Raw genomic sequence first — 19,069 nt, 5'->3', positions numbered from 1 at the left:
CGCAGGTCGATGGTGACTCCGGTGGCGGTGCCACCGGAGGGTACCGAATCCGAACGCCTGGTCGGCGGGGTTCCGCTGGCCAGCTTGGTGCGCGACTTTCACCGTCCGATGGTGAATTTCGCTCGCACCATGGTGGATTCGCCCACCGTCGCCGAAGAAGCGGTGCAGGAGGCATGGGTGCAGGTGCTGCAGTCGGCGGATTCGTTTCAGGGGCGTTCGTCGGTCAGTACCTGGCTGTTCGGCATTGTCAGACACACCGCATCCCGGCACCGGCAACGGGAATCGCGGATCCGCCATCATGAGGTGCTGGCCGCCGATGGCGAAGCCGACGATCCGCTGTCGGGTCACATGCATGCCGCCGGTCACCCCGATGCCGGACATTGGAGCGTCCCGCCGTCGCATCGCTTTCTGCCCGAAGATCAGACCGTCGAAACCGAACTCCTCGGCTGTCTCCGAGCGGCGCTGGAGGGGCTGCCCGAACGACAGCGGCAACTGGTCATCCTGCGTGACATCGCCGGAACCTCGGCCGACGAGGCGGCCGCGCTTCTCGAATTGTCCGCCGAGGCGCAGCGGGCACTGCTCTACCGCGCCCGGGGAAATCTCCGAACCGAACTGGAAAAGCGGTATCAACGATGACCGTTCATGACAACACAGTCCCCGCAATCGACTGCGTCGACTTCGTCCGCCTGGTCGACGATCTCGTCGACTCCGATCCGCAGCAGTGGGGGCCGATCGTGGCCAAGCACCTCGACGAATGCCCACCCTGCCTGGTCTACCTGCAACAGATGCTCGACCTCAAGATTCTGCTCAGCCATGTCTTCGACGGAGAGCGGCTCAGCGAGGAGCACATTGCCGGTGTCATCAATACGATCCACAGCTTGAGGAAAGGCGAACACGGATGACGATCAACGCTGAAGCGCCGCAGCGTCAGAGCGACGTTGTGGTTGCGTACAACGTGACCGCTTTCCCTCCCGGCGTCAGGGCGAGCGGCGTGTCCGAGGATCCGTTCGAGCCCCTGTCGGTCGGCGCCATGGTCGACCGGGTGGCGGCCATGGCAATCGAAAAGGCCGCGCACCCCTTAACATTCCTGATGCGTTCCCTGGTCGGCGGTGTCATGGTGGCGTTCGGGGCGCTGCTGGCCCTGGTGGTGAGCACCGGCGTCAAGACACCGGGCGTGGCGAGCCTGCTGATGGGCCTGGCTTTCGGCATGTCCTTCGTCCTGATCCTGGTGTCGGGCATGTCACTGATCACCGCGGACATGGCCGCGGGTTTTCTCGCGGTGCTCAACCGCGGACTGACCGTGGGCGGCTACGTCGTGTTGGTCACCGTCGGACTGATCGGCAACATCGTTGGCGCTCTGGTGTTCGTGTCGGTGTGCGCCGCGGCCGGCGGCCCTTATCTGGGTACGTTTGCCGAGCGGGCGGCGACCGTCGGCACGCTGAAGGCCGGGCAGCCGTTCTGGACGGCACTGCTGCTCGCGGTGGTGTGCACCTGGTTCCTGCAGACGTCGATGTGCATGTTCTTCAAGGCGCGCAGCGACATCGCCCGGATGGCATTCGCATTCTACGGCCCGTTCGCTTTCGTGATCGGCGGCACCCAGCACGTGATCGCCAACGTCGGATTTCTCGGTCTTCCCTTGCTGCTCAATCTCTTCCACCCGGTCGCACCGCGGGGCGTGATCACCTGGGGGTTCGGCGAACACGGCTTGCTCACCAACATCGGCATCACGACCGTGGGTAATCTCATCGGTGGCACGGTGTTCGTGGCGTTGCCGTTCTGGATCATTGCGCGATTGCAGCGGCGCCAGACTTAGCCGCGGCCGTGCCTTAACAGGAGCTGACCTCCCCCGTGACCAGCGGCTTACCCCCGGAGTCTTCCGTCCCGACAGTTGAGGACTAAAGCCTCACGATGGATAAACCCCCCGTCGGATAGCGTCGTCCACGACGGAGGGAAAACGAAATGTCGGCATCCGGCAAACAACTCGGCATCGTCGTCGCGGTTGACGGCTCGCCAGCGTCCAATGTCGCCGCGTCCTGGGCGGCCCGGGAAGCGTCGATGAGAAATGTCCCGCTGACCGTCGTGCACGCGGTGTCGACACCCACCGCGACGTACCCACCGGTGCCATACCCCGAGTCTCTCGTCACGAGTCTGGAAGACGAAGGCAAAAAGGCGATCATGCACGCGATGAAAATCGCGGACGAGGCGATGCCCGCCGACCGCAAGGTGCTCATCGGACGGGAGTTGGTGTATTCGGCCCCGGTGCCGGCCTTGCTCAAGATGTCCGATACGGCGGAGATGATCGTCGTGGGCAGCGCCGGTCACGGATTACTGGCTCGTGGTGTGCTGGGGTCGGTGAGCTCGACCGTGGTGCGGCACGCGAATTGCCCGGTCGCGGTGCTCCGGGACGAAGAGCTGCCGGATCCGCGCAACGGTTATGTCCTGTTGGGCACCGACGGCTCACCGGCGTCCGAACTCGCCACCGAGATCGCGTTCGACGAGGCGTCGCGACGCGGCGTCGATCTGGTCGCCATCCACGCCTGGAGCGACACCGCGGTGACCGAAATCTTCGAAGCCGAATGGCCGGCGGTGGAAGACGAGGCGCAGCGTAGCCTCGCCGAAAGCCTCGCGGGATGGCAGGAACGGTATCCCGACGTCGCCGTTCATCGACTGGTCGCCCGCGACCGGGCGGCGCGGCACCTCATCGACAAGGCGGAGGGCGCACAGCTGGTGGTGGTCGGCAGTCACGGGCGGGGCGGGCTAGCCAGCATGCTGTTGGGCTCGGTCAGTAACACGGTCCTGCACTCGGTGCGGGTACCGGTCATCGTCGCCCGGCCGGCGGCACCCGAATAGACGCGACCTCACCGATCGCACAGGACGGCAGTTGTCCACGCGCACACAGCCGCGACATTGCGTCCGGCCCGCGCAACGGTCCGGTCGGGGCGGATGAGCGCTGCGTTGGCGTGTCCCCGGCGTAGCCACGTCGCCAAGGGATCCCCAGGTCGGGCGATCACGACGGCGACGCCGCGGCGCACCAGGGATGCTTCGTCGGCGGCAGTCGGGCGAATCGTGGTGATCAGCGCGAAACGCGCGCCGAGCGCGTTATCGAGGCGCCGGCCGTCGGGTAGCGACGGATTCGGGCACAACCTGCCCGCGAGGCGGCGCGGTAGCCGCGAATTACACACCAGCGCAGAGGAATGCAGTGACGGCGTGGTCGAGTCGACGATCCTGCGGCGCACGCCGGGGAGGAAGCGCAGCCGCGGCAACACCAACCGGCGCGCCGCATCGCCCGCGCGGCCACCACCGGTCATTGCCCACCCGACGCCCAACGCCAACCGGATCATCTGCCGGGTATGCGGTTTGCGTTCCTGCTCGTAGGTTTCCAGTATGTCGGCGGCCATGGTGCCGTGATGGACCGCGGCAATCTTCCACGCCAGGTTGGCTGCGTCCCGAACCCCCGCCCCCATGCCTTGGCCGATGAACGGGGGCGTGAGATGCGCCGCGTCGCCGAGAATGAACACTTGGCCGCGGCGCCACCGGTCGGCGATCTGAGCGCGGAAGGTGTATTCGGCGACGCGCAGCAGCCGAAGGTCGCCGTTGGCGACCCTGTCCGTCCAGGGCGCGATCAACGACCGCAACGCCTCCAGCGTGCCGAAGTCCGCGGCCGTTTCGCCGGCCAGCAGCTGGAACTCCCAGCGGTAGCGGGCTTCTCCGATGCGCATATAGGTTCCCGCGCGCACCGGGTCGCACATCTGGTGGACGCCGTCCCATTGGCCCAGGTCGGCGTCGGTGGCCACATCGACGACCAACCATCGCTGCTGAAACTTCAAGTCCCGCATCGCGGACCCAATGTGGGCACGCACCATGCTGTTGGCGCCGTCGCAGCCCAGCACATAGCGTGTGTCGACCCGGTGCACTCGACCGTCGGAGCGGTCGGTGAACGTGACGCGGATGCCGTCCGCGCCGTGGGTGATCCCGGTGACCTCGGCGTTGCCGCGTAACTGCGCATTCGGATGGCGCTCGAGATTCGCGCGCAGCAGCGCCTCCAGCTCCGGCTGGTCGAACATGTTGGCTTGCGGGAAACCGTTCGCGTCGGGGGATTGGTCGCGGTTGAACTCGGCCAGTACACCGAAATCCGCTGCCAGCAATCGCAATCCCCGTGTGGGCCTGGAGATCGACTTGAACTCATCGGCGATGCCGAGGCGGGCGATGACGCGATAGATCTCGTCGTCCAGGTGCACGGCCCGCGGCTGCGGATACACGGCGGGCCAACGGTCGAGCACCAGGCAATCCACGCCGTATTGCGCCAACAGGGTCGCAGTGGTGATGCCCGTGGGTCCGGCACCGACTACGATCACGGAGCTGCGCCGGAACTCACCGGGCTTCACGCGAATCGGACTGTGGCGCGCTGTGTTCCGAGATCGATGACCTCGTCATCGGTTGCGATCGACGCCTCTATGACGTCACCATCTTGCAGATAATCCGTGTTGCCGGCCTGGCGCGCAAAGAAGACTTTCCACTTCACGCTGGGCGGCAACAGGTTTCCGATGATCTGCAGCGGTTTCGGCGGGGCGCTCAACGCGGTGCCGGCCGGGGTTCCGGTGAGCACCAAATCGCCCGGCGCGAGTTCCTGGAACTGGGTCAGTGACTGCAGCGCCTGCAGCGGACGGTAGAGCATGTCGGGATCCACCAGCGCATTCTGGCGCTCCTCGCCGTTGACGCTCAACCGCAACCGCAGATCGCCGAACCGCTTGAGTTCGTCCGCGCCGAGCAGCACCAGCTCCGGGCCGACCGGGGTGAACGTCGGATACGACTTTGCCTCATAGAACTGAGTTTGGGGGAGTTGGACATCGCGCGCCGAGATGTCGTTGGTGACGACCAGCCCGGCGATAAGGTCGGCGAGATTCGCATCGGAAATGCTGCTTCCGACCGGGATGGTGCGCCCGATCACCAGCCCGATCTCCACCTCGTAGTCGAGGAGTTTGACGTGTTGCGGTCTGACGATGTCGTCGAACGGGCCGTTGATCGACGCCGACGCCTTGCGAAAGAAGGTCAGGGGAACCGCCGATGGATCCATGCCCGCGTCCTTGACGTGCGACTCGAAGTTCGTCATCTGCGCTATGACCCGGCACGGCCTGGTCACCGGCGACACCAACCGCAAACCGTCGGGTTCCACGGTGTCGGCGCTGTCGGCGGCTTTCTGGATAGCGGCCCGGTCGGCCAGGAGCGCTGCGGTGCTGGTGGCGGCGGTGTCGATCTTCACGACGCCGTTGGTGGTCTTGAGCCACCAAGAGTCGGCGGTGTGCAGGACGGAAAGGGTCATGCGGTGGGCACTTTCAGTAGTCCGGCCAGACGGCCGATATCGAATTCGTTGTGTTCGCGAAGGGCGGTGGCGATCGAAACCAGTTCGTGGCGAGCCGATTTCAGGCCGGTTCCGAGGAAGTCCCTAGTCGCCGATGGGCCCCACTGGGCCAATCCGGAGGCGGTGAACGGTGCCCATCCGGGCTCGAGGGTGTTGTCGAACAGGTCACCGTCGGCGAAGTGCTCGAACAAATAGCCGTCGGGATCGCGCCAGTAGTCGAAGATCTGACTGCCCTGGATGTGTCTGCCGATTCCCCAGGACCGCAAGTAGCCGCGCTCGCGCAGGTATTCGCCGCCGGCGGCCAGAGCGTCGAGGTCGCTGACCTGATACGCCGAGTGGACGTAGCGGTTGGCCGGACCGAGTGCTATCGCCAGGGTGTGATGGTCGGCGGGGGTGAGGCCACGATCACAGCGGATGAAACTCATCGTCGGTCCTCGGTCGCGCTGGCCGGGGAAGTACAAGAAGTCGCTGACGATCATCCCGAGGTTGTCCAGATACCAGTTCAGTGCCGCGAGGTATCTCGTCGACTGCACGACCAGATGGCCCAAGCGCTGCACTCGGGCGGGCGCACGCGCGGGACGCTGAGCCTCGTTGACGCGTCGTGGTTCGGCTCCGAAATTGAATGAAAGTGGCTGCTGTGCAGCTAGTTCCGGAAGTTCCGTGACGCCGGCGACCACGCTGACGGGCATGCCACTGGGGTCGACCAGCTCGACCGACCGGCCGCCGATGGTGTCGGGCAGCGGACGCGTGGGCGCACCGTGGGCATAAGCCAACCTCAGCACGTCCGCCTCGTCGCAAGCCCGGAACGCCACACCGGCGAATCGCCGCCTCGGACCGCGGCGCAGGATGAGGCACGGACCGCCGGGCAGTGTGCCGCGCAACTGCACTTCATCCGGGCTGCGCTGCGCCGTGTGAAAGCCGAACGCTCGCGCAAATGCCTCGGCGCGGGCGAGGTCCGGTCGCTCGAAGGTCAGCCACGCGATATCGACGACTCTGATCACCGGGTTGCGCCCTCGGCCGGGATGCTCGTCGGATAGCGCGCCCTGCCGGGTGCTGTTGGTCAGGTTCATCAACCGCCTCCACACTAACTGACGAAATCGTCACATACGAGTCAATGTTCAGTCAAGGATTCTGACGGAATCCTCATAACTGATGCATACTCCTGGAGATGAACGCGATGCCCGACAATCAGACACCCAACCGCTTGGAGCGGCGCAAACAGCGCACCCGAGCCGCACTGGTCAAGGCCGCACAGCGGCTGATCGCCGAGGGCAAGGTCAACGTGCCGGTCCTGGAGATCACCCAGGCCGCCGACGTCGGCATGGGGTCTTTCTACAACCACTTCGATAGCAAGGAGCAGCTGTTCGACGCGGCCGTCGCCGACGTACTCGACGCCTACGGGGCGATGCTGGACCGGCTCAGCGAGTCCATCGAGGACCCGGCGGAGACGTTCGCCATCAGCTTCCGGCTGACCGGCCGGCTCTTTCGCCGTCGACCGCAGGAGAGCCAGATTCTGTTGGCCAACGGGCTCGCGCTGTTGTCCTCACCCAGCGGGCTGGCGCCGCGCGCCCTGCGCGACATCAAAGCCGGCGTGGCGGCCGGGCGGTTCACGGTGGACGATCCCGAACTTGCCCTGGCCATGGCCGGGGGCGCCTTGCTGGGGCTGGGCAACCTATTGCGGGATCACCCGGATCGCGACGACGCGCATGCCGCCGACACAGTCACCGAAAACGTGCTGCGACTGTTTGGGCTCAGCGCCGCCGAGGCGCACGCCGTGTGTCGGCATCCGTTGCCCGACAATCCATTTGATCAGAGTTGAGCGCGCTCATCGGTGTCGCATGTCGACCGCCCAGAGGCTGGTACAGCCTGGGCATTGCAGGTTGACCCGCGTCGCCTGATTGCTCGACGGATAATGCCGATGCGCACCGTGACAAATCTAAGGCACGTGCGGGGGGCCCAACTGCGGCCGCGGGGGAGCCGGTTCGCCGCGGCTCGCCCCTCAGCGGCACTGACGGCCCGTCGGCGGGCGTCTGGGTCCGTCCGTCACCTGATGGCAACCCTGATCGGTTATCTTCCGGCCCGAACCGTGTGGGAAGGCTGGGATGACACAGGAAACCGAACCGGATATCGAAAACCCGTCGGCGGCCGCCGTCGACCTCGACATCATGACGGCCACCAGAGAAACGCTCGAGGACTACACGCTGCGCTTCGCGCCCCGCAGTTACCGGCGCTGGTCCACCGCGGTGGTCGGGATCTCGGCTCTCGGGGGCATCGCCTATTTGGCCGACTTCGCGATTGGCGCCAACGTCGGCATCTCCTACGGCACCGGCAACGCGCTGTGCGGAATCGGGATCTTCGCCGCGGTGATCTTCCTGACCGGACTGCCGCTGGCATATTATGCGGCGCGCTACAACATCGACTTGGACCTGATCACCCGCGGCAGCGGCTTTGGCTACTACGGATCGGTGGTCACGAATGTCATCTTCGCGACGTTCACGTTCATCTTCTTCGCACTCGAGGGCTCGATCATGGCCCAGGGCCTCAAACTGGGCCTGCACGTCCCACTTTGGGCGGGCTACGCGTGCTCGACCCTGATCATCTTCCCGCTGGTGATCTACGGCATGAAAGTGCTTTCCCAGCTGCAGCTCTGGACCACTCCGCTGTGGTTGATCCTGATGGTCATCCCGTTTGTCTACCTCGTGGTGAGCCATCCGCACTCGATCCGCCAGTTCTTCGCCTACAGCGGCCACGGTGGCAACGGCGCGGTGAACGTCGGCTCCAGCCTGTTGGCGTCGGGCGTGTGCCTGTCGTTGATCGCTCAAATCGCCGAACAGATCGACTATCTGCGATTTATGCCCCCACGGACACCCACGAACTCCCGAAGCTGGTGGACGTGGATGCTGCTGGCGGGACCCGGCTGGGTGGTGTTCGGTGCGATCAAACAGATCATCGGCCTATTTCTCGCCGTGTACCTGATCTCCGAGGTTGTCGGCTCGACGCCGGTCGCCAACCAGCCGGTCCAGCAATTTCTGCTGATTTACCGCAACTTCATGCCGAGCTGGCTCGCGCTCACGCTCGCGGTGGTGTTGGTGGTGCTTAGCCAGATTAAAATCAATGTAACCAACGCGTATTCTGGCTCACTGGCGTGGACCAATTCGTTCACCCGTATCACCAAGCATTACCCGGGGCGCGTGGTATTCCTGGGTGTCAACCTTGTCATCGCGTTGATCCTGATGGAAGCCAACATGTTCGACTTCCTGAACACGATCCTCGGCTTCTATGCCAACTGCGGGATGGCCTGGGTCGTTTCCGTTGCTTCGGACATCGTCTTCAACAAATACCTACTGAAGCTGTCCCCGAAGAGGCCGGAGTTCAGGCGCGGCATGTTGTATGCCGTCAACCCGGTCGGATTCGGGTCAATGCTGTTGGCGGCGGGGCTGTCGATCATCGCCTTCTTCGGGGGCCTCGGCGTGGCGTTGCGGCCCTATTCACCGTTGGTGGCAATCGTCATCGCGTTGTTGATGCCTCCGATTCTGGCAATCGCAACCAGAGGCAAGTATTACTTACGGCGCAGCCACGATGGCATCGACCTGCCGATGTACGACGAACACGGCAATCCATCGGCCGCGACATTGAACTGCCATGTGTGCCAATATGACTACGAGCGACCCGACGTGCTGGCTTGTCCGACGCACGACGCGCACGTCTGCTCGCTGTGCCTGTCCACCGACAAGCTCGCCGACCACGTGCTGCCGGCACACGGTTAGGGACTTCCGTATTGCTCCGACGGCACCGACTCTTCCGGGCTGATGGTGAGCAATCGCGAGTGGGGTTCAGCCGGGCGGTGCCAACATGTCCTTCCATCCGTCGTCTCCCGTCTTCCTCGAGTTTTCAACCGCGTACCTCACGCCGTCGGGACCCTCCAGTTCGCCGCTCTGCGGGGCGTAAACGGCCCGGGGAGGCCCGCCGGGCGTGTACACGCACGGATTTGGTTGCTGCCCATTGCATTCGACCGTTCCCGTTCCCGGCCGGGTCAGTGGATCGCTGGTCGGCGGTGGCGTCCCAGGCACCTTGTCGGAGGGCGCCGGGTTGATGCCGTTGTCGACCGACGGCGCGGGTATCACCTGGCCCGGCTTCACCGGCTGGTCGCAACGGGCCGCGGGCGCCGGACAAGTCAGGATCTGGTTGGGGTCGCCGTACCAGGGGTTGGTGCCCAGCGGAACGTACGGCTTGCCGTCGCGGCACTCCCGCGGCGTCGCGGCGCGTTTACCGGGGACATCGACACACGGAAGGTTCCGTGCGCCGCGCACGGCATTGGCGGGAGTGTCTTGCGGGATCTTGCAATAGATTCCACCCGGCATCGGCTCCAGGCTGGTGTCCGCCGGAGACCGCCACTGGGAGGCCGGGAGAAACCCGGTCAGGCACGGCGGGGGCTGGTTGATCGTCAGCGAGGTGCCGAGCGACGCGTAGCCCGGGAAGGCCGACGTGACCGTCTGACCCTCCGATGCGCCCTGGGGGTAGGCCACCAGCAGTTGCTCGACGCCCTTGTGGTAGCGCTTGAGCATCTCGAGCACGATCGCGAGGTTAGCCAGTGTCTGTGGCAGTGACTCGCGGACGTCGCCGAACACCTCGTTGACCTGATCGGCGGTGGGGGCCCCTTGGGACAAAATGCTTTTCACGTGGTGATCGTTTTCCGCGCTTTGGGCGGCCAGGATGTTCAGGTTGTGCGACCAGCGCTCGATCGAGTCACCGGAGTTGACCTGGCTGTCGATGATCGGCCCCGAATTTTGGATGATGTCGTTGACGTCCCCGATGTTGGTCTTGAAGTCACCGGCGATCGCCTGCGTCGCATCGACCAGCCGTTGCAGCGCCGGGCCCAATCCGCCGACCGCTTGGGCCGTTTCGTCAAGCAACGAGGCGATCTTCTCCTTGGGTAGCACCGCAAGGCCGCGGTTGGCGGCGTCCAGGGCGGGCCCGATCTCGGTGGGCACCGTGCCCTTGGTGATGGTCTGTCCCGGTGAGAAGTATTGGCCCGGGTTGCCCACCGAAACCAGGTCCAGATACTGCTCACCGACCGCCGACACCGAATGCACGTTCGCCGACGCGTCGATCGGGATCCTGTAGCGGTTGCCGATGCTGATGGTCACCCGCGCTCCCGTGCCGGTGGGCTCGACGCCGGTGACCGTGCCGATGGTTTCACCGCGATACGTGACGTTGGAGGTCTTGTACAGACCGCCCGACGCGGGCAGGTCCGCCTTCAGCGTGTACTGGCCGATCCCAGCCGCAGTGGGAATCTGCAAGTAGTACCAGCCCAGCACCACCGCCGTGACCGCCGTGAGGATCGCGAACATGACCAGCTGTCGCTTGATGAAGCGGGTCAGCATTGCCTGTCCGCCCTTTCGACCAGCGGCCCGCCCGGAAAGTCGTTGGGGTTCGGCGTAAACCGGACGTCGGGGATCATCGTCTCGGGGTCGCGGCCCCACGATTGCTCGAGCGCGCGCAGTGCTCCAGAGAATCCCGTGCCGGTGAGCACCGCGTTGTCGACGGCGCTCATGGTCAGGTCGAGCGTCAGCGACAGGTTGAAGTAGTCGCCGCGAAACGCCTTGGGCACCGCGTCGATGTCGAACGGGCGGACCAGGATCAGCTTGAGCGCGCGAATCAGGTACGGAGCGCCACGGCCGAGTTCCCGCAGCGGGCACTGCAGCGACTGCAGATCCTGGTGCAGGTCGCCCCGTGAGGCCGACAGGTATTGGTCGGTGAGCTGGCTGAGCCGTCCGGTCGCGTCGATCGCGTCGACGAGAAGTTGCTGTTTGTCAGCGAAATGTTTGAGCAGTGGCGGGAATTCGGTGAGGACCCGGTCCAGGACGTCCGAGCGGGGACCCACGTACGCCAGCAGCCGGTTGGTGGAATCGATGGCTCGGGTGATGTCAGCGCGCTGCTCGTCGAGCCGGGCGGTGAAGGTGTCCAACTTGCCGAGGAACGCGCGGATCTGGTCGGCCCGTCCGTGCACGATGTTGTAGACCTCGTTCTGCAGCACTTCGAGGTTCGGGATTCCGCCGCCGCGCAGCACGATGGCGAGACTTGCCAGCGTCTGCTCGGTCGTGGGATACGTGGACGAATTCTTCAGCGGGATGGTGTCGCCGTCCCTCAGTGGCTCCGGGGACGGGTTGGGTGGCACGGCCAGCTCCACATGCTGAGAACCCAGGAGGCTGGTCTGCCCGATCTTGGCGGTCGCGTTCTTGGGCAACTTGACGCCCTTGCCCAGACGTAGCGTCAGCGTCGCGACCCAGTTCCTCAGTTCGATCGCGCGCACCGTTCCGACGAAGACATCGGCCACCCGCACCCGGCTGTTGTCATTGAGGGCGAGCGTGTCGGGCATCTGCACGTAGACGGTGTAGGAGCCGGGCCCGGAGCCCGGGCCACCGGGCATCGGAACATTGGCGATCCCATGCCATTTCGCGCACGATGTGAGCGCCACCGCGGCGCTCAACAGGGCCAGCCCCCGCCAGGCCCGGCGCCGAGCGCGAGAGCCGAATGAACGCATCGCATTCATCACGATCCCGCTCCTGTCGACGCGGCCGCGGGCATCGGCGTGACCGGACCGGGGAGCACGGGGTTCTCGTCGTAGGCGTTCGGCGGTCCCGGCGGGGTCTGCAGGCCCGCCGGCGGGGGAGCCGCGTCCGGGCCGCCCATCAATTCGGCCAAGGATTCCGGGGTCATCAGGCCGCCCGTGATCGGCCCGACCTGCGTTCCCTGCATGCCGGGTGCCGCAACCCAGCCGGGCTGGGTGTTGCGGTGCGAGGTCGGGGTATCGGGCACCCAGATGCCCGGGACGGTGGTGTCCTTGTATCCGTTCGGCGGGTGCAGCCGATCCTCGGAGTAGGCGACTTCCTTGGGCAGCGTCTCGGCGGTGCTGAACAGGTTCAGTCCGACCGGCAGGTAGTTGAACTTGATCGCGTCGAGGATCGGCGCCAGGTATTGCGCGCAGAGTTCGGCGGAATCCTGATAGCCCAGCCGGCTACCGGCCTGAATCATGCTGCAGACGAACTGCATTGGGTTCGCGAAGTTCGGGATCGCCGGGATGGACATGACGGCGCCGTGCGACGGGTGATAAATCTGGCTCAGGTTGGTCTCCAGCGTCGGCAGGACGTGCAGGGCGGTCTCCAAGCCGTTCAGCGGGTCGGGTTGGACCAGCGTGGTGGTCAGGGTGGCGAGGTTGTCGACGTCGTGCGCGAGCACCTCGCGGTTCTTGGTCAAGAACGGGCGCAGCGTGGAGAGCAGGCTGTCGAATTGCTGTAGCGCAGTGGAGAGGTCGCGGTCGGACCCGGTCAGCTTGTCGGTGAACTGGGCCAGGTTCTTGTTCAGCGCGACGAACTGCAGGTCGTCTTTGTGCAGGGCGTTGACGAACTGGGCCAGGCTGCGCACCACCGCAAAGAAGTCGCCACGGCCCTCGTTCAGTGCGGTTAACGACCGCGACAGGCTGTTCAGCGTGGTGTTGATCTGCTTGCCCTTCCCGGCCAACCCATCCGCGAACGACTCGATGGCCTCGCCGAAGGGGCCCTTGGGTTGCTCGGGTGTCGGGCCGAGTTTGTTGATGATGTTGGCGACGCTTTCGCGCAGTTCGTCCCACTCCGTCGGCACCTGGGTGCGTTCGATCGGGATCACCGCGTTATCGGCCATCACCGGACCACCTTTGTAGGGTGGCTCCAACTGAATGCTGCGGGACGCCACCAGGGTGGGGCTCAGGACCACGGCGGAAGCGTTGGCCGGCACCTTGTACTTGTTGTCGTAGTGAAACGTCACCTTCATCTTGTCGCCGGCCGGCTCGATCTTGTCGACCGAACCCACGCGGACGCCCATGATCTGGACCCTGTCCCCGGAATACAGCGCGTTCGCCGTTGGCAGGTAAGCGATTACGGTGTTGTTGGTCAACTTCTGGTACAGCCGCCAGCCGACGACGGCGGCGACCAGGGCCAGCAGCACCGCCAGCGTTCCGATGACTGTCCGGGGCCGCAGTTTGCGGATATGCAAGACGCTGCTCAATTCTGGCTCCCTCCCGTGATGCCGCTGCCGCCCGTGCCGCCGGGGTTGACGAACGGTGCCGGCAACTTCGGCCCGGGCCCCGGTGGGGCGGGTGGCCCCGGCGGCAGTCCGGGCGCGAACGTCGACGGTGGCGGGGTGGGGCCGGCGGGCTGCAGGTTCTCGGTGCGCGCACCCGGCGGCGCTTGGGTGGGCAGCGGAACCGGTGTGCCCGGGACGTCGGGTGGCGGCTCACCCGGCCGCCCGGCGATCGGGATTCCTGGAGTCGGCGGCAGGCCGTTCGGGTTGGGCGGCGACGTCTGCACATCGATCGGTGCCGGGAAGCTGCCACCGAACGGGCCGGCGTCAACACTATTGCACGGCAACGGGTTCCACGGACTCGGCAGCGCGTCGGGCGGCGGCGTGTACGAGCACGCCGTTCCGGGCGGGACGGCCGGTCCCGGATGATCCGGGGTGCCCTCGAGCACCGGAGGTGCGGGCGGCGGCGCGCCGTTGGGGAACCGGGTGCCGTTGGGGTCGGGCCAGCGGAACTCGGGCAGACCGGCGCTGCGCCAGAAGTTTTCCGGGTCGATGCCACGCTTCTTGAAGGCGGCGTCGACCCACGGCTGCAAGACCCAATAGGGCAGCAGGTTGGACAGGACTATCTTGAAGTACGGTCCCGACGCGACGGATTCCCCCAGCGATGCAGCGAATTGGCTGACGTACGTGAGGGTTTGGGCCAGGTCGTCTTTACGTGCCACCAGCACGTCGCTGATGGCACGCAACTGTTCGAGCACGGGATTGAGGTTCGGGTTGTCGTTGATGAACCCCTGGACCTCGGTCGAGAAGGCGGAGACGTTCTGCAGCAGGGCGGCGATGGCGCGGCCACGTTCGTTGAACGCGGCCAGCAGTGTCTTCGTGTTGACCAACAACCTATTGATTTGTTCGCTGCGGTCACCGAGCACGCTGGCCACCTGGTGGGCCTGAGCGAGTAGGTGTTTGATCTGTACGTCGCGTTTACCGATGGTGTCGGAGAATTTGGCCAAGCCGTCGAGTGCTGAACTCAGATGCGGGTAGGTCTGATCGACGGTCTGCGACAAGACGTTCAGCGACTGCTTGACGGTGTCGATGTCCCAGCCGGTGGCGGCCTTGGTGACGTCGAAGGCCGCGTCGTAAAGCTGGTAGGGGGTGGTGCTCTGGCCCAGCGGCAGCCCCTCCCCGGGCCGCAACGGCCGGCTTCCCCGCGGCTCGATCTCGAGCACCTTCTTGCCCAGGATGGTGTCGGTCTTGATCGCGAGCCGGCTCTCGGTGCCGATGGTGTTGCCGCCGATGGAAAACTTGATTCGGACGTGATCGCCGTCGATCTCGAGCGCTTCCACCTTGCCGACGTTCACGCCGGAGATGCGTACCTTGTCGCCCTTGTTGAGTTGACCGGTGTCGGTGAATTGCCCGTAATAGCTCGGACTGGCGAATATCATCGGGATACTGGTGAAGCTTTGGCCGACGGCGACCACGAGCAAAAGCACGGTGATACCCATCAGCCCGACTCGGCCGCGGTTGAATTCCGTCAGTGTTCTCATTGCGGCGTGCACCTACCGGTGGGCTGTTGCCAAATCCGAACCGTGCGCACCGGGCCGCCGGCTTGCAGTCCGTTCCACTTGATCGTGAGGTCGCAGACGTAGAAGTTCACCCAGTCGCCGTAGAGCCCGATGCTGCGGCCGATCAGGTTGAGCGCGGTCGGCGTCTTGTGGATCAAATCGCCGAGCTGATCGCGTTGGTCGACGAGCGGCTGCTGCAGGGCCTGCAGGTAGTTGATCGTCTTGTGCAGCAAAGCGCGGTTGTCCGAGAGCAGGTCGGCCACCGTTCCGGCGGCGTTGCTGATGTTCGCGGTGCCGGCGGCCAGCGGGTCGGCGTGGTTTTGCAGCCCGGTGATCAATCGTTCGAAGTTGTCGATGGTCTGGTCGAACTCCTTGCGATGCCGAACTGTGGTGTCCAGCACCGTGTTCAGGTTCTTGATCACCTCGCCGATCGCCTGGTCGCGTTCGGCGATGTGCGCGGTCAGCCTCGCGGTCTGGTCGAGGATGTCGTTGATGGTGCCGCCCTGCCCCTGGAAGACGGTGATGATGGCCGACGCGATGGTGTTGACCTTTTCCGGGTCGAGCGCCCGGAACAGTGGCTTGAAACCACCGATCAGGGCGTCGAGGTCCAGCGGCGGTGACGTTCGGGACAGCGGGATGAATCCGCCCGGCGGCAGGACCCGGTCGGCGCCCTCGCCCTCGCCGCGCTTGAGCTCCAGGTAGCGGTCGGCGAACAGGTTGAGATAGCGGATCTGCGCGGTCGTCGACTGGTAGAGCGTTGCCGAGCGATCGACGTCGAAGTTCACCAAAACCCGCTGGCCGCCGTCGATCAGGCGCACCGCTTTGACCTTGCCGATCTCGACTCCGGAGGCGCGGACGAACTGGCCGTTTTTCAGCCCGCCGGCATTCCTGAACTCCGCGGAATAGGTGTTGGTGCTGTTGAAGCGCATCTGGGCGAACACCACGACGATCGACACGGTGATCAGCAGCAGCACCAGTGAGACGATGCCGAGCTTGATAGCGGAGCCGGTGATCTTCATGGGTTGATCGTGTTGTCCCCGACCTGACGGCCCCAGACGTACTCGATTGCGTACGGTGAGCCGGTGTCCAGGTGGTTGTACGGCGCGAGGCTGGCGCCGGTGTCCACCACCAGACTCGGCGCCGGCCACAGGTCATGGCTGACGGCATGCCAGCAGCCCGGCGCACCCCCCGGTCCGCCGTGGGCGTTCACCCGTGGCAGATTGTCCGGGTACACAAAGGGATTCGGCGCCCCGCCGACCAGCCCGGCCAGCCCGAGCAGACCCAGGGTGGCCGCCGTGCCGGTCAACCCGGGAAGCGTGAGGATGCCGCCCAAGCCCGACGTCAGCTCGGTCATGGTTTTCAGCGCGTAGCCGTTGCCTCCGCCCGTTGTTTCGTAGGCATGGGGTTCTTCGTCGTAGTAGTTGCGGATGGTGCAGAAGATCTCGGGGCTGTAGGTGTCGAGCAGTCCGGCGGTCGTCACCAGATCGGCGGCGCCCCGTTGCAGGTAGGGGCCGCCGCGGGCGACGATGTCCGCGCCGGTGTTGCCCAGCCCGGTCGCGGCCAACAATGCGGCGTCCAGGTCGGCCTCCTGACGGTGCAGCGTGCGCGCCGTGATCACCGCGTTGTTCAGGGAGTCGAGCAGGTCCGGCGCGGCGTTGGCGTAGATGTCGCCCAGGGCGCCCAAATGTTGAATGTCGTGCCGGATCTGCGGCATTTGCGGATTGATGTCGTCGAGGATGGCGTTGGCGTTGACGATCGACTGCCCGAACTTGTCGCCCAAGCCGGTCAACGCCTGCGCGGCGGCGGCCAGCGTCAGGTTCACCTTGACCGGATCCAGCTTTTCCGTGATGGTGGTGAGCGTCTCGAACAGCGTATTGAACTCCGTCGTCACCGACCTCGCATCGATCACGCGCTGTGATGTGATGCGTTGTGGCGTAGGGTTTTTCGGGGAGGTCAGCGACACGTACTTGTTACCGAACACCGTGGTCGCCTTGATGTTTGCGTCCACGTTGGCCGGAATCAGTTCGATGTATTTCGGATTCACGTTCATGACGAACTTGGCCACCGGTGTGCCGTCACGCTCGACCTCCGAGATGCTGGCCACCCGGCCGATTTCCACACCGTTGTAGGTGACCTTCGATCCCGGATCCATCACCAAACCCGACCGGGGAGCCAACATCGTCAGGCGCGTCGTCGGCGTGAGCTGGCCCCGAAACTGCAGCCACACGAACGCCAGTACCGCCGCGGCGACCACCAGGAACACCGTCGCCGCCGTCCGGTACGGCGGGATGCGTGGCGAGTTCTCCTGCACCGGGCGTGTCATGGCGGCTACACGGTGAGGTTGAAGTTCGGCGTTTTTCCGTAGACCGCCATCGCGGTCAGCACGACCACCACGACGATCGTGATCAGCGACAGCCGCATCGACCGGCCGACCGCCTCGCCGACGCCGACCGGACCGCCGGTGGCGGTGTAGCCGTAGTAGCAGTGGGTGGTCATCACGACGATTGCAACCAGGATCACCTCGGCGAAGGACCAGCCCACGTCGTTGAGGCGCAGGAATGTGTGGAAATAGTGGTTGTACGTGCCGATGGACTGTCCGTAGAAGAACACCGTGGTGACTTGCTGGGACAGGAAGGCCATGGTTATCGCCAACCCGTAGAGCGGGAAGATGACGATCAGACCCGCCACGACCCGGGTGGACGCCAGGTAGGCGACCGACCGGATACTCATCACCTCAAGCGCGTCGATCTCCTGGCTGATGCGCATGGCGCCCAGTTCGGCGGTGGCGCCGGCGCCGACCGTGGCGGCCAGCGCCTGACCGGCGGCCACCGGCGCCACGAACCGCACATTGACCAGCGCGGCCAAGAATCCGGTGAACGCCTCGACACCGATGTTGCCCAGCGTCGCGTAACCCTGGATGGCGACCAGTGAACCCGCGGACAGGGTGATGAAGCCGACGATGGCGGCGGTGCCACCGACCACGGCCATCGCGCCGGTACCCATGCCCATCTGGGCAACCATGCGCAGCATTTCCCTGCGGTAGCGATGCATGGCGAAGGGAATCTGCCCGATGGCGGTCAGGGCGAACCACACTATTTGACCGATCTCGACCAGTAACCGGTCCGGGGGGGCGCCGTATCGACTGAGGGTGGCTCGCGGAAAGTGGATGTGCCGTGAGGGAACGGTTGTAGTCGCGGTCATGTCAGCGCCCCGTTCCGAATCGGACGCCGATGGTGGTCAGCGCCGCGTTGACCGCGAAAAGCGCGATGAAGCACAGCACCACCGTCTCGTTGACGGCAGTGCCCAACCCTTTGGAACCGCCGCGGACGATCAGCCCGCGGTAACAGCCGACCAGCCCGGCGATCAGACCGAACGTGGCGGCCTTGATGAATGCGATCACCACCTCGGGCAGGCCGGTGAGCGCCGTCAGCGTTGACAGGTAGGCACCGCTCGAGACGTTCTGCAGGTACACGCTGAACAGGTAGCCGCCCCCGAGGCCGACGGCGACGACGAGGCCGTTGAGCAGCACCGCGACCAGAGTCGAGGCGACGACGCGGGGCACCACCAGCCGGTGGATCGGGTCGATGCCGAGCACCTCGAGCGCGTCGATTTCCTCGCGGATGGTGCGCGCGCCGAGGTCGGCGCAGATGGCGGTTCCGCCCGCGCCGGCGACCACCAGCACCGTCACGATCGGGCCGAGCTGGGTCACCGCACCGATCGCGGCACCGGCGCCGGAGACGTCGGAGGCGCCGATCTCGGCGAGCAGCAGGTTGAGCGTGAAGATGAGAAGGACGGTTTCCGGGATGGACACCGCGATGGTGGGCAGCAGCGATACGCGCATGAGAAACCAGCCATTCCAGATGAACTCGCGCCACTCGAATGGCTGCCGCAGCGCTTTACCGGTCAGCACGCACATGCGGAAAAAGCCGCCGGCCACTTCGGTGCCCGGTCGAATGTGCCGCCCTAATTTGCTGGGGATCAGGTGCGAGGTAGTCATCGGTACCGCCCTTGGCGCGGGCACGCAACGAGTCGCAAGGTTGGCACTGATTGCCCGAGCGAGCCGCCCGCTGTCGCGGGGTGGAGAGACCGACGC

17 protein-coding genes are annotated in these 19,069 nt (G+C 65.3%); 6 read left to right on the top strand and 11 right to left on the bottom strand.

The window, feature by feature from the left end; all coding sequences use genetic code 11:
• Positions 1–9 precede the first annotated feature (9 nt).
• From G6N50_RS07240 to G6N50_RS07225, 4 genes are all read left to right on the top strand, one after another.
• A complete protein-coding gene (locus tag G6N50_RS07240; protein WP_083092267.1) occupies positions 10–636 on the top strand; it encodes an RNA polymerase sigma factor in 627 nt (208 codons plus the stop codon).
• Positions 633–902, top strand: a complete 270-nt coding sequence (locus G6N50_RS07235; protein ID WP_083092268.1) for a hypothetical protein — start codon at positions 633–635, stop codon at positions 900–902. Before G6N50_RS07240 ends, G6N50_RS07235 begins: the two co-directional genes overlap by 4 nt.
• Positions 899–1,813, top strand: a complete 915-nt coding sequence (locus tag G6N50_RS07230; RefSeq protein ID WP_083092270.1) for a formate/nitrite transporter family protein — start codon at positions 899–901, stop codon at positions 1,811–1,813. The genes G6N50_RS07235 and G6N50_RS07230 overlap by 4 nt, the downstream gene beginning before the upstream one ends.
• 146 nt (positions 1,814–1,959) lie before the next feature.
• Positions 1,960–2,850, top strand: coding sequence for a universal stress protein (locus tag G6N50_RS07225; protein WP_083092272.1), 891 nt, complete (start codon positions 1,960–1,962; stop codon positions 2,848–2,850).
• An 8-nt stretch (positions 2,851–2,858) separates the two neighbouring features.
• On the opposite strand, the gene mhpA is transcribed toward G6N50_RS07225, so the two are convergent.
• The 3 genes from mhpA to G6N50_RS07210 are packed head-to-tail and all read right to left on the bottom strand — an operon-like array spanning position 2,859 to position 6,429.
• A complete protein-coding gene (gene mhpA / locus G6N50_RS07220) occupies positions 2,859–4,385 on the bottom strand; it encodes a bifunctional 3-(3-hydroxy-phenyl)propionate/3-hydroxycinnamic acid hydroxylase MhpA (RefSeq protein WP_232068905.1) in 1,527 nt (508 codons plus the stop codon).
• On the bottom strand, positions 4,382–5,320 hold the full coding sequence (locus G6N50_RS07215) for a fumarylacetoacetate hydrolase family protein (protein WP_083092275.1): 939 nt from the start codon (positions 5,318–5,320) through the stop codon (positions 4,382–4,384). The genes mhpA and G6N50_RS07215 overlap by 4 nt, the downstream gene beginning before the upstream one ends.
• The gene (locus tag G6N50_RS07210) at positions 5,317–6,429 is read right to left on the bottom strand and encodes a VOC family protein (protein WP_083092277.1); all 1,113 of its coding nucleotides are present in this window, start codon (positions 6,427–6,429) and stop codon (positions 5,317–5,319) included. Before G6N50_RS07210 ends, G6N50_RS07215 begins: the two co-directional genes overlap by 4 nt.
• Positions 6,430–6,527: 98 nt before the next feature.
• Here G6N50_RS07210 and G6N50_RS07205 point away from each other — a divergent pair, with 98 nt between their 5' ends.
• Entirely contained in the window at positions 6,528–7,178 is a 651-nt protein-coding gene (locus tag G6N50_RS07205; protein WP_083092278.1) for a TetR/AcrR family transcriptional regulator, read from the top strand.
• Positions 7,179–7,524: 346 nt separating this feature from the next.
• Positions 7,525–9,126: a hypothetical protein gene (locus G6N50_RS07200; RefSeq protein WP_232068970.1), complete on the top strand. Its 1,602-nt coding sequence runs from the start codon at positions 7,525–7,527 to the stop codon at positions 9,124–9,126.
• Positions 9,127–9,192: 66 nt separating this feature from the next.
• Here G6N50_RS07200 and G6N50_RS07195 read toward each other — a convergent pair whose 3' ends face one another.
• The 8 genes from G6N50_RS07195 to G6N50_RS07160 are packed head-to-tail and all read right to left on the bottom strand — an operon-like array spanning position 9,193 to position 18,892.
• Positions 9,193–10,743, bottom strand: a complete 1,551-nt coding sequence (locus G6N50_RS07195) for a virulence factor Mce family protein (RefSeq protein ID WP_083092280.1) — start codon at positions 10,741–10,743, stop codon at positions 9,193–9,195.
• Positions 10,737–11,912, bottom strand: a complete 1,176-nt coding sequence (locus tag G6N50_RS07190; protein WP_142275401.1) for a virulence factor Mce family protein — start codon at positions 11,910–11,912, stop codon at positions 10,737–10,739. The genes G6N50_RS07195 and G6N50_RS07190 overlap by 7 nt, the downstream gene beginning before the upstream one ends.
• Positions 11,912–13,402: a virulence factor Mce family protein gene (locus tag G6N50_RS07185; protein ID WP_083092282.1), complete on the bottom strand. Its 1,491-nt coding sequence runs from the start codon at positions 13,400–13,402 to the stop codon at positions 11,912–11,914. The genes G6N50_RS07190 and G6N50_RS07185 overlap by 1 nt, the downstream gene beginning before the upstream one ends.
• Complete coding sequence (locus tag G6N50_RS07180) at positions 13,399–14,958, bottom strand: virulence factor Mce family protein (protein WP_083092283.1); 1,560 nt, start codon at positions 14,956–14,958, stop codon at positions 13,399–13,401. The genes G6N50_RS07185 and G6N50_RS07180 overlap by 4 nt, the downstream gene beginning before the upstream one ends.
• Positions 14,955–15,995 (bottom strand): virulence factor Mce family protein, encoded by a 1,041-nt coding sequence (locus tag G6N50_RS07175; RefSeq protein WP_083092285.1) that lies wholly within the window; start codon positions 15,993–15,995, stop codon positions 14,955–14,957. The genes G6N50_RS07180 and G6N50_RS07175 overlap by 4 nt, the downstream gene beginning before the upstream one ends.
• A complete protein-coding gene (locus G6N50_RS07170; RefSeq protein ID WP_083092287.1) occupies positions 15,992–17,299 on the bottom strand; it encodes an MCE family protein in 1,308 nt (435 codons plus the stop codon). The genes G6N50_RS07175 and G6N50_RS07170 overlap by 4 nt, the downstream gene beginning before the upstream one ends.
• A 5-nt stretch (positions 17,300–17,304) precedes the next feature.
• Positions 17,305–18,177 (bottom strand): ABC transporter permease, encoded by an 873-nt coding sequence (locus tag G6N50_RS07165; protein WP_083092289.1) that lies wholly within the window; start codon positions 18,175–18,177, stop codon positions 17,305–17,307.
• 1 nt (position 18,178) lies between these two features.
• Positions 18,179–18,892, bottom strand: a complete 714-nt coding sequence (locus G6N50_RS07160; RefSeq protein ID WP_372509906.1) for an MlaE family ABC transporter permease — start codon at positions 18,890–18,892, stop codon at positions 18,179–18,181.
• Between the last annotated feature and the right edge of the window lie 177 nt (positions 18,893–19,069).

Origin of the sequence: Mycobacterium mantenii (assembly GCF_010731775.1) — a bacterium.
Lineage (GTDB): Bacteria > Actinomycetota > Actinomycetes > Mycobacteriales > Mycobacteriaceae > Mycobacterium > Mycobacterium mantenii.
The sequence above is the reverse complement of the archived record's forward strand: the minus strand, read 5'-3'. Positions and strand labels throughout refer to the sequence as shown.

Bases quoted from the DNA above. Each gene is read 5' to 3' on its own strand.
- G6N50_RS07190 (WP_142275401.1), bottom strand. From the start codon at position 11,912: ATGAATGCGATGCGTTCATTCGGCTCTCGCGCTCGGCGCCGGGCCTGG.
- G6N50_RS07170 (WP_083092287.1), bottom strand. From the start codon at position 17,299: ATGACACGCCCGGTGCAGGAGAACTCGCCACGCATCCCGCCGTACCGG.
- G6N50_RS07205 (WP_083092278.1), top strand. From the start codon at position 6,528: ATGAACGCGATGCCCGACAATCAGACACCCAACCGCTTGGAGCGGCGC.
- G6N50_RS07235 (WP_083092268.1), top strand. From the start codon at position 633: ATGACCGTTCATGACAACACAGTCCCCGCAATCGACTGCGTCGACTTC.
- G6N50_RS07195 (WP_083092280.1), bottom strand. From the start codon at position 10,743: ATGCTGACCCGCTTCATCAAGCGACAGCTGGTCATGTTCGCGATCCTC.
- G6N50_RS07215 (WP_083092275.1), bottom strand. From the start codon at position 5,320: ATGACCCTTTCCGTCCTGCACACCGCCGACTCTTGGTGGCTCAAGACC.
- G6N50_RS07175 (WP_083092285.1), bottom strand. From the start codon at position 15,995: ATGAAGATCACCGGCTCCGCTATCAAGCTCGGCATCGTCTCACTGGTG.
- G6N50_RS07210 (WP_083092277.1), bottom strand. From the start codon at position 6,429: ATGAACCTGACCAACAGCACCCGGCAGGGCGCGCTATCCGACGAGCAT.
- G6N50_RS07165 (WP_083092289.1), bottom strand. From the start codon at position 18,177: ATGACCGCGACTACAACCGTTCCCTCACGGCACATCCACTTTCCGCGA.
- G6N50_RS07225 (WP_083092272.1), top strand. From the start codon at position 1,960: ATGTCGGCATCCGGCAAACAACTCGGCATCGTCGTCGCGGTTGACGGC.
- G6N50_RS07200 (WP_232068970.1), top strand. From the start codon at position 7,525: ATGACGGCCACCAGAGAAACGCTCGAGGACTACACGCTGCGCTTCGCG.
- G6N50_RS07230 (WP_083092270.1), top strand. From the start codon at position 899: ATGACGATCAACGCTGAAGCGCCGCAGCGTCAGAGCGACGTTGTGGTT.
- G6N50_RS07240 (WP_083092267.1), top strand. From the start codon at position 10: ATGGTGACTCCGGTGGCGGTGCCACCGGAGGGTACCGAATCCGAACGC.
- G6N50_RS07180 (WP_083092283.1), bottom strand. From the start codon at position 14,958: ATGAGAACACTGACGGAATTCAACCGCGGCCGAGTCGGGCTGATGGGT.
- G6N50_RS07160 (WP_372509906.1), bottom strand. From the start codon at position 18,892: ATGTGCGTGCTGACCGGTAAAGCGCTGCGGCAGCCATTCGAGTGGCGC.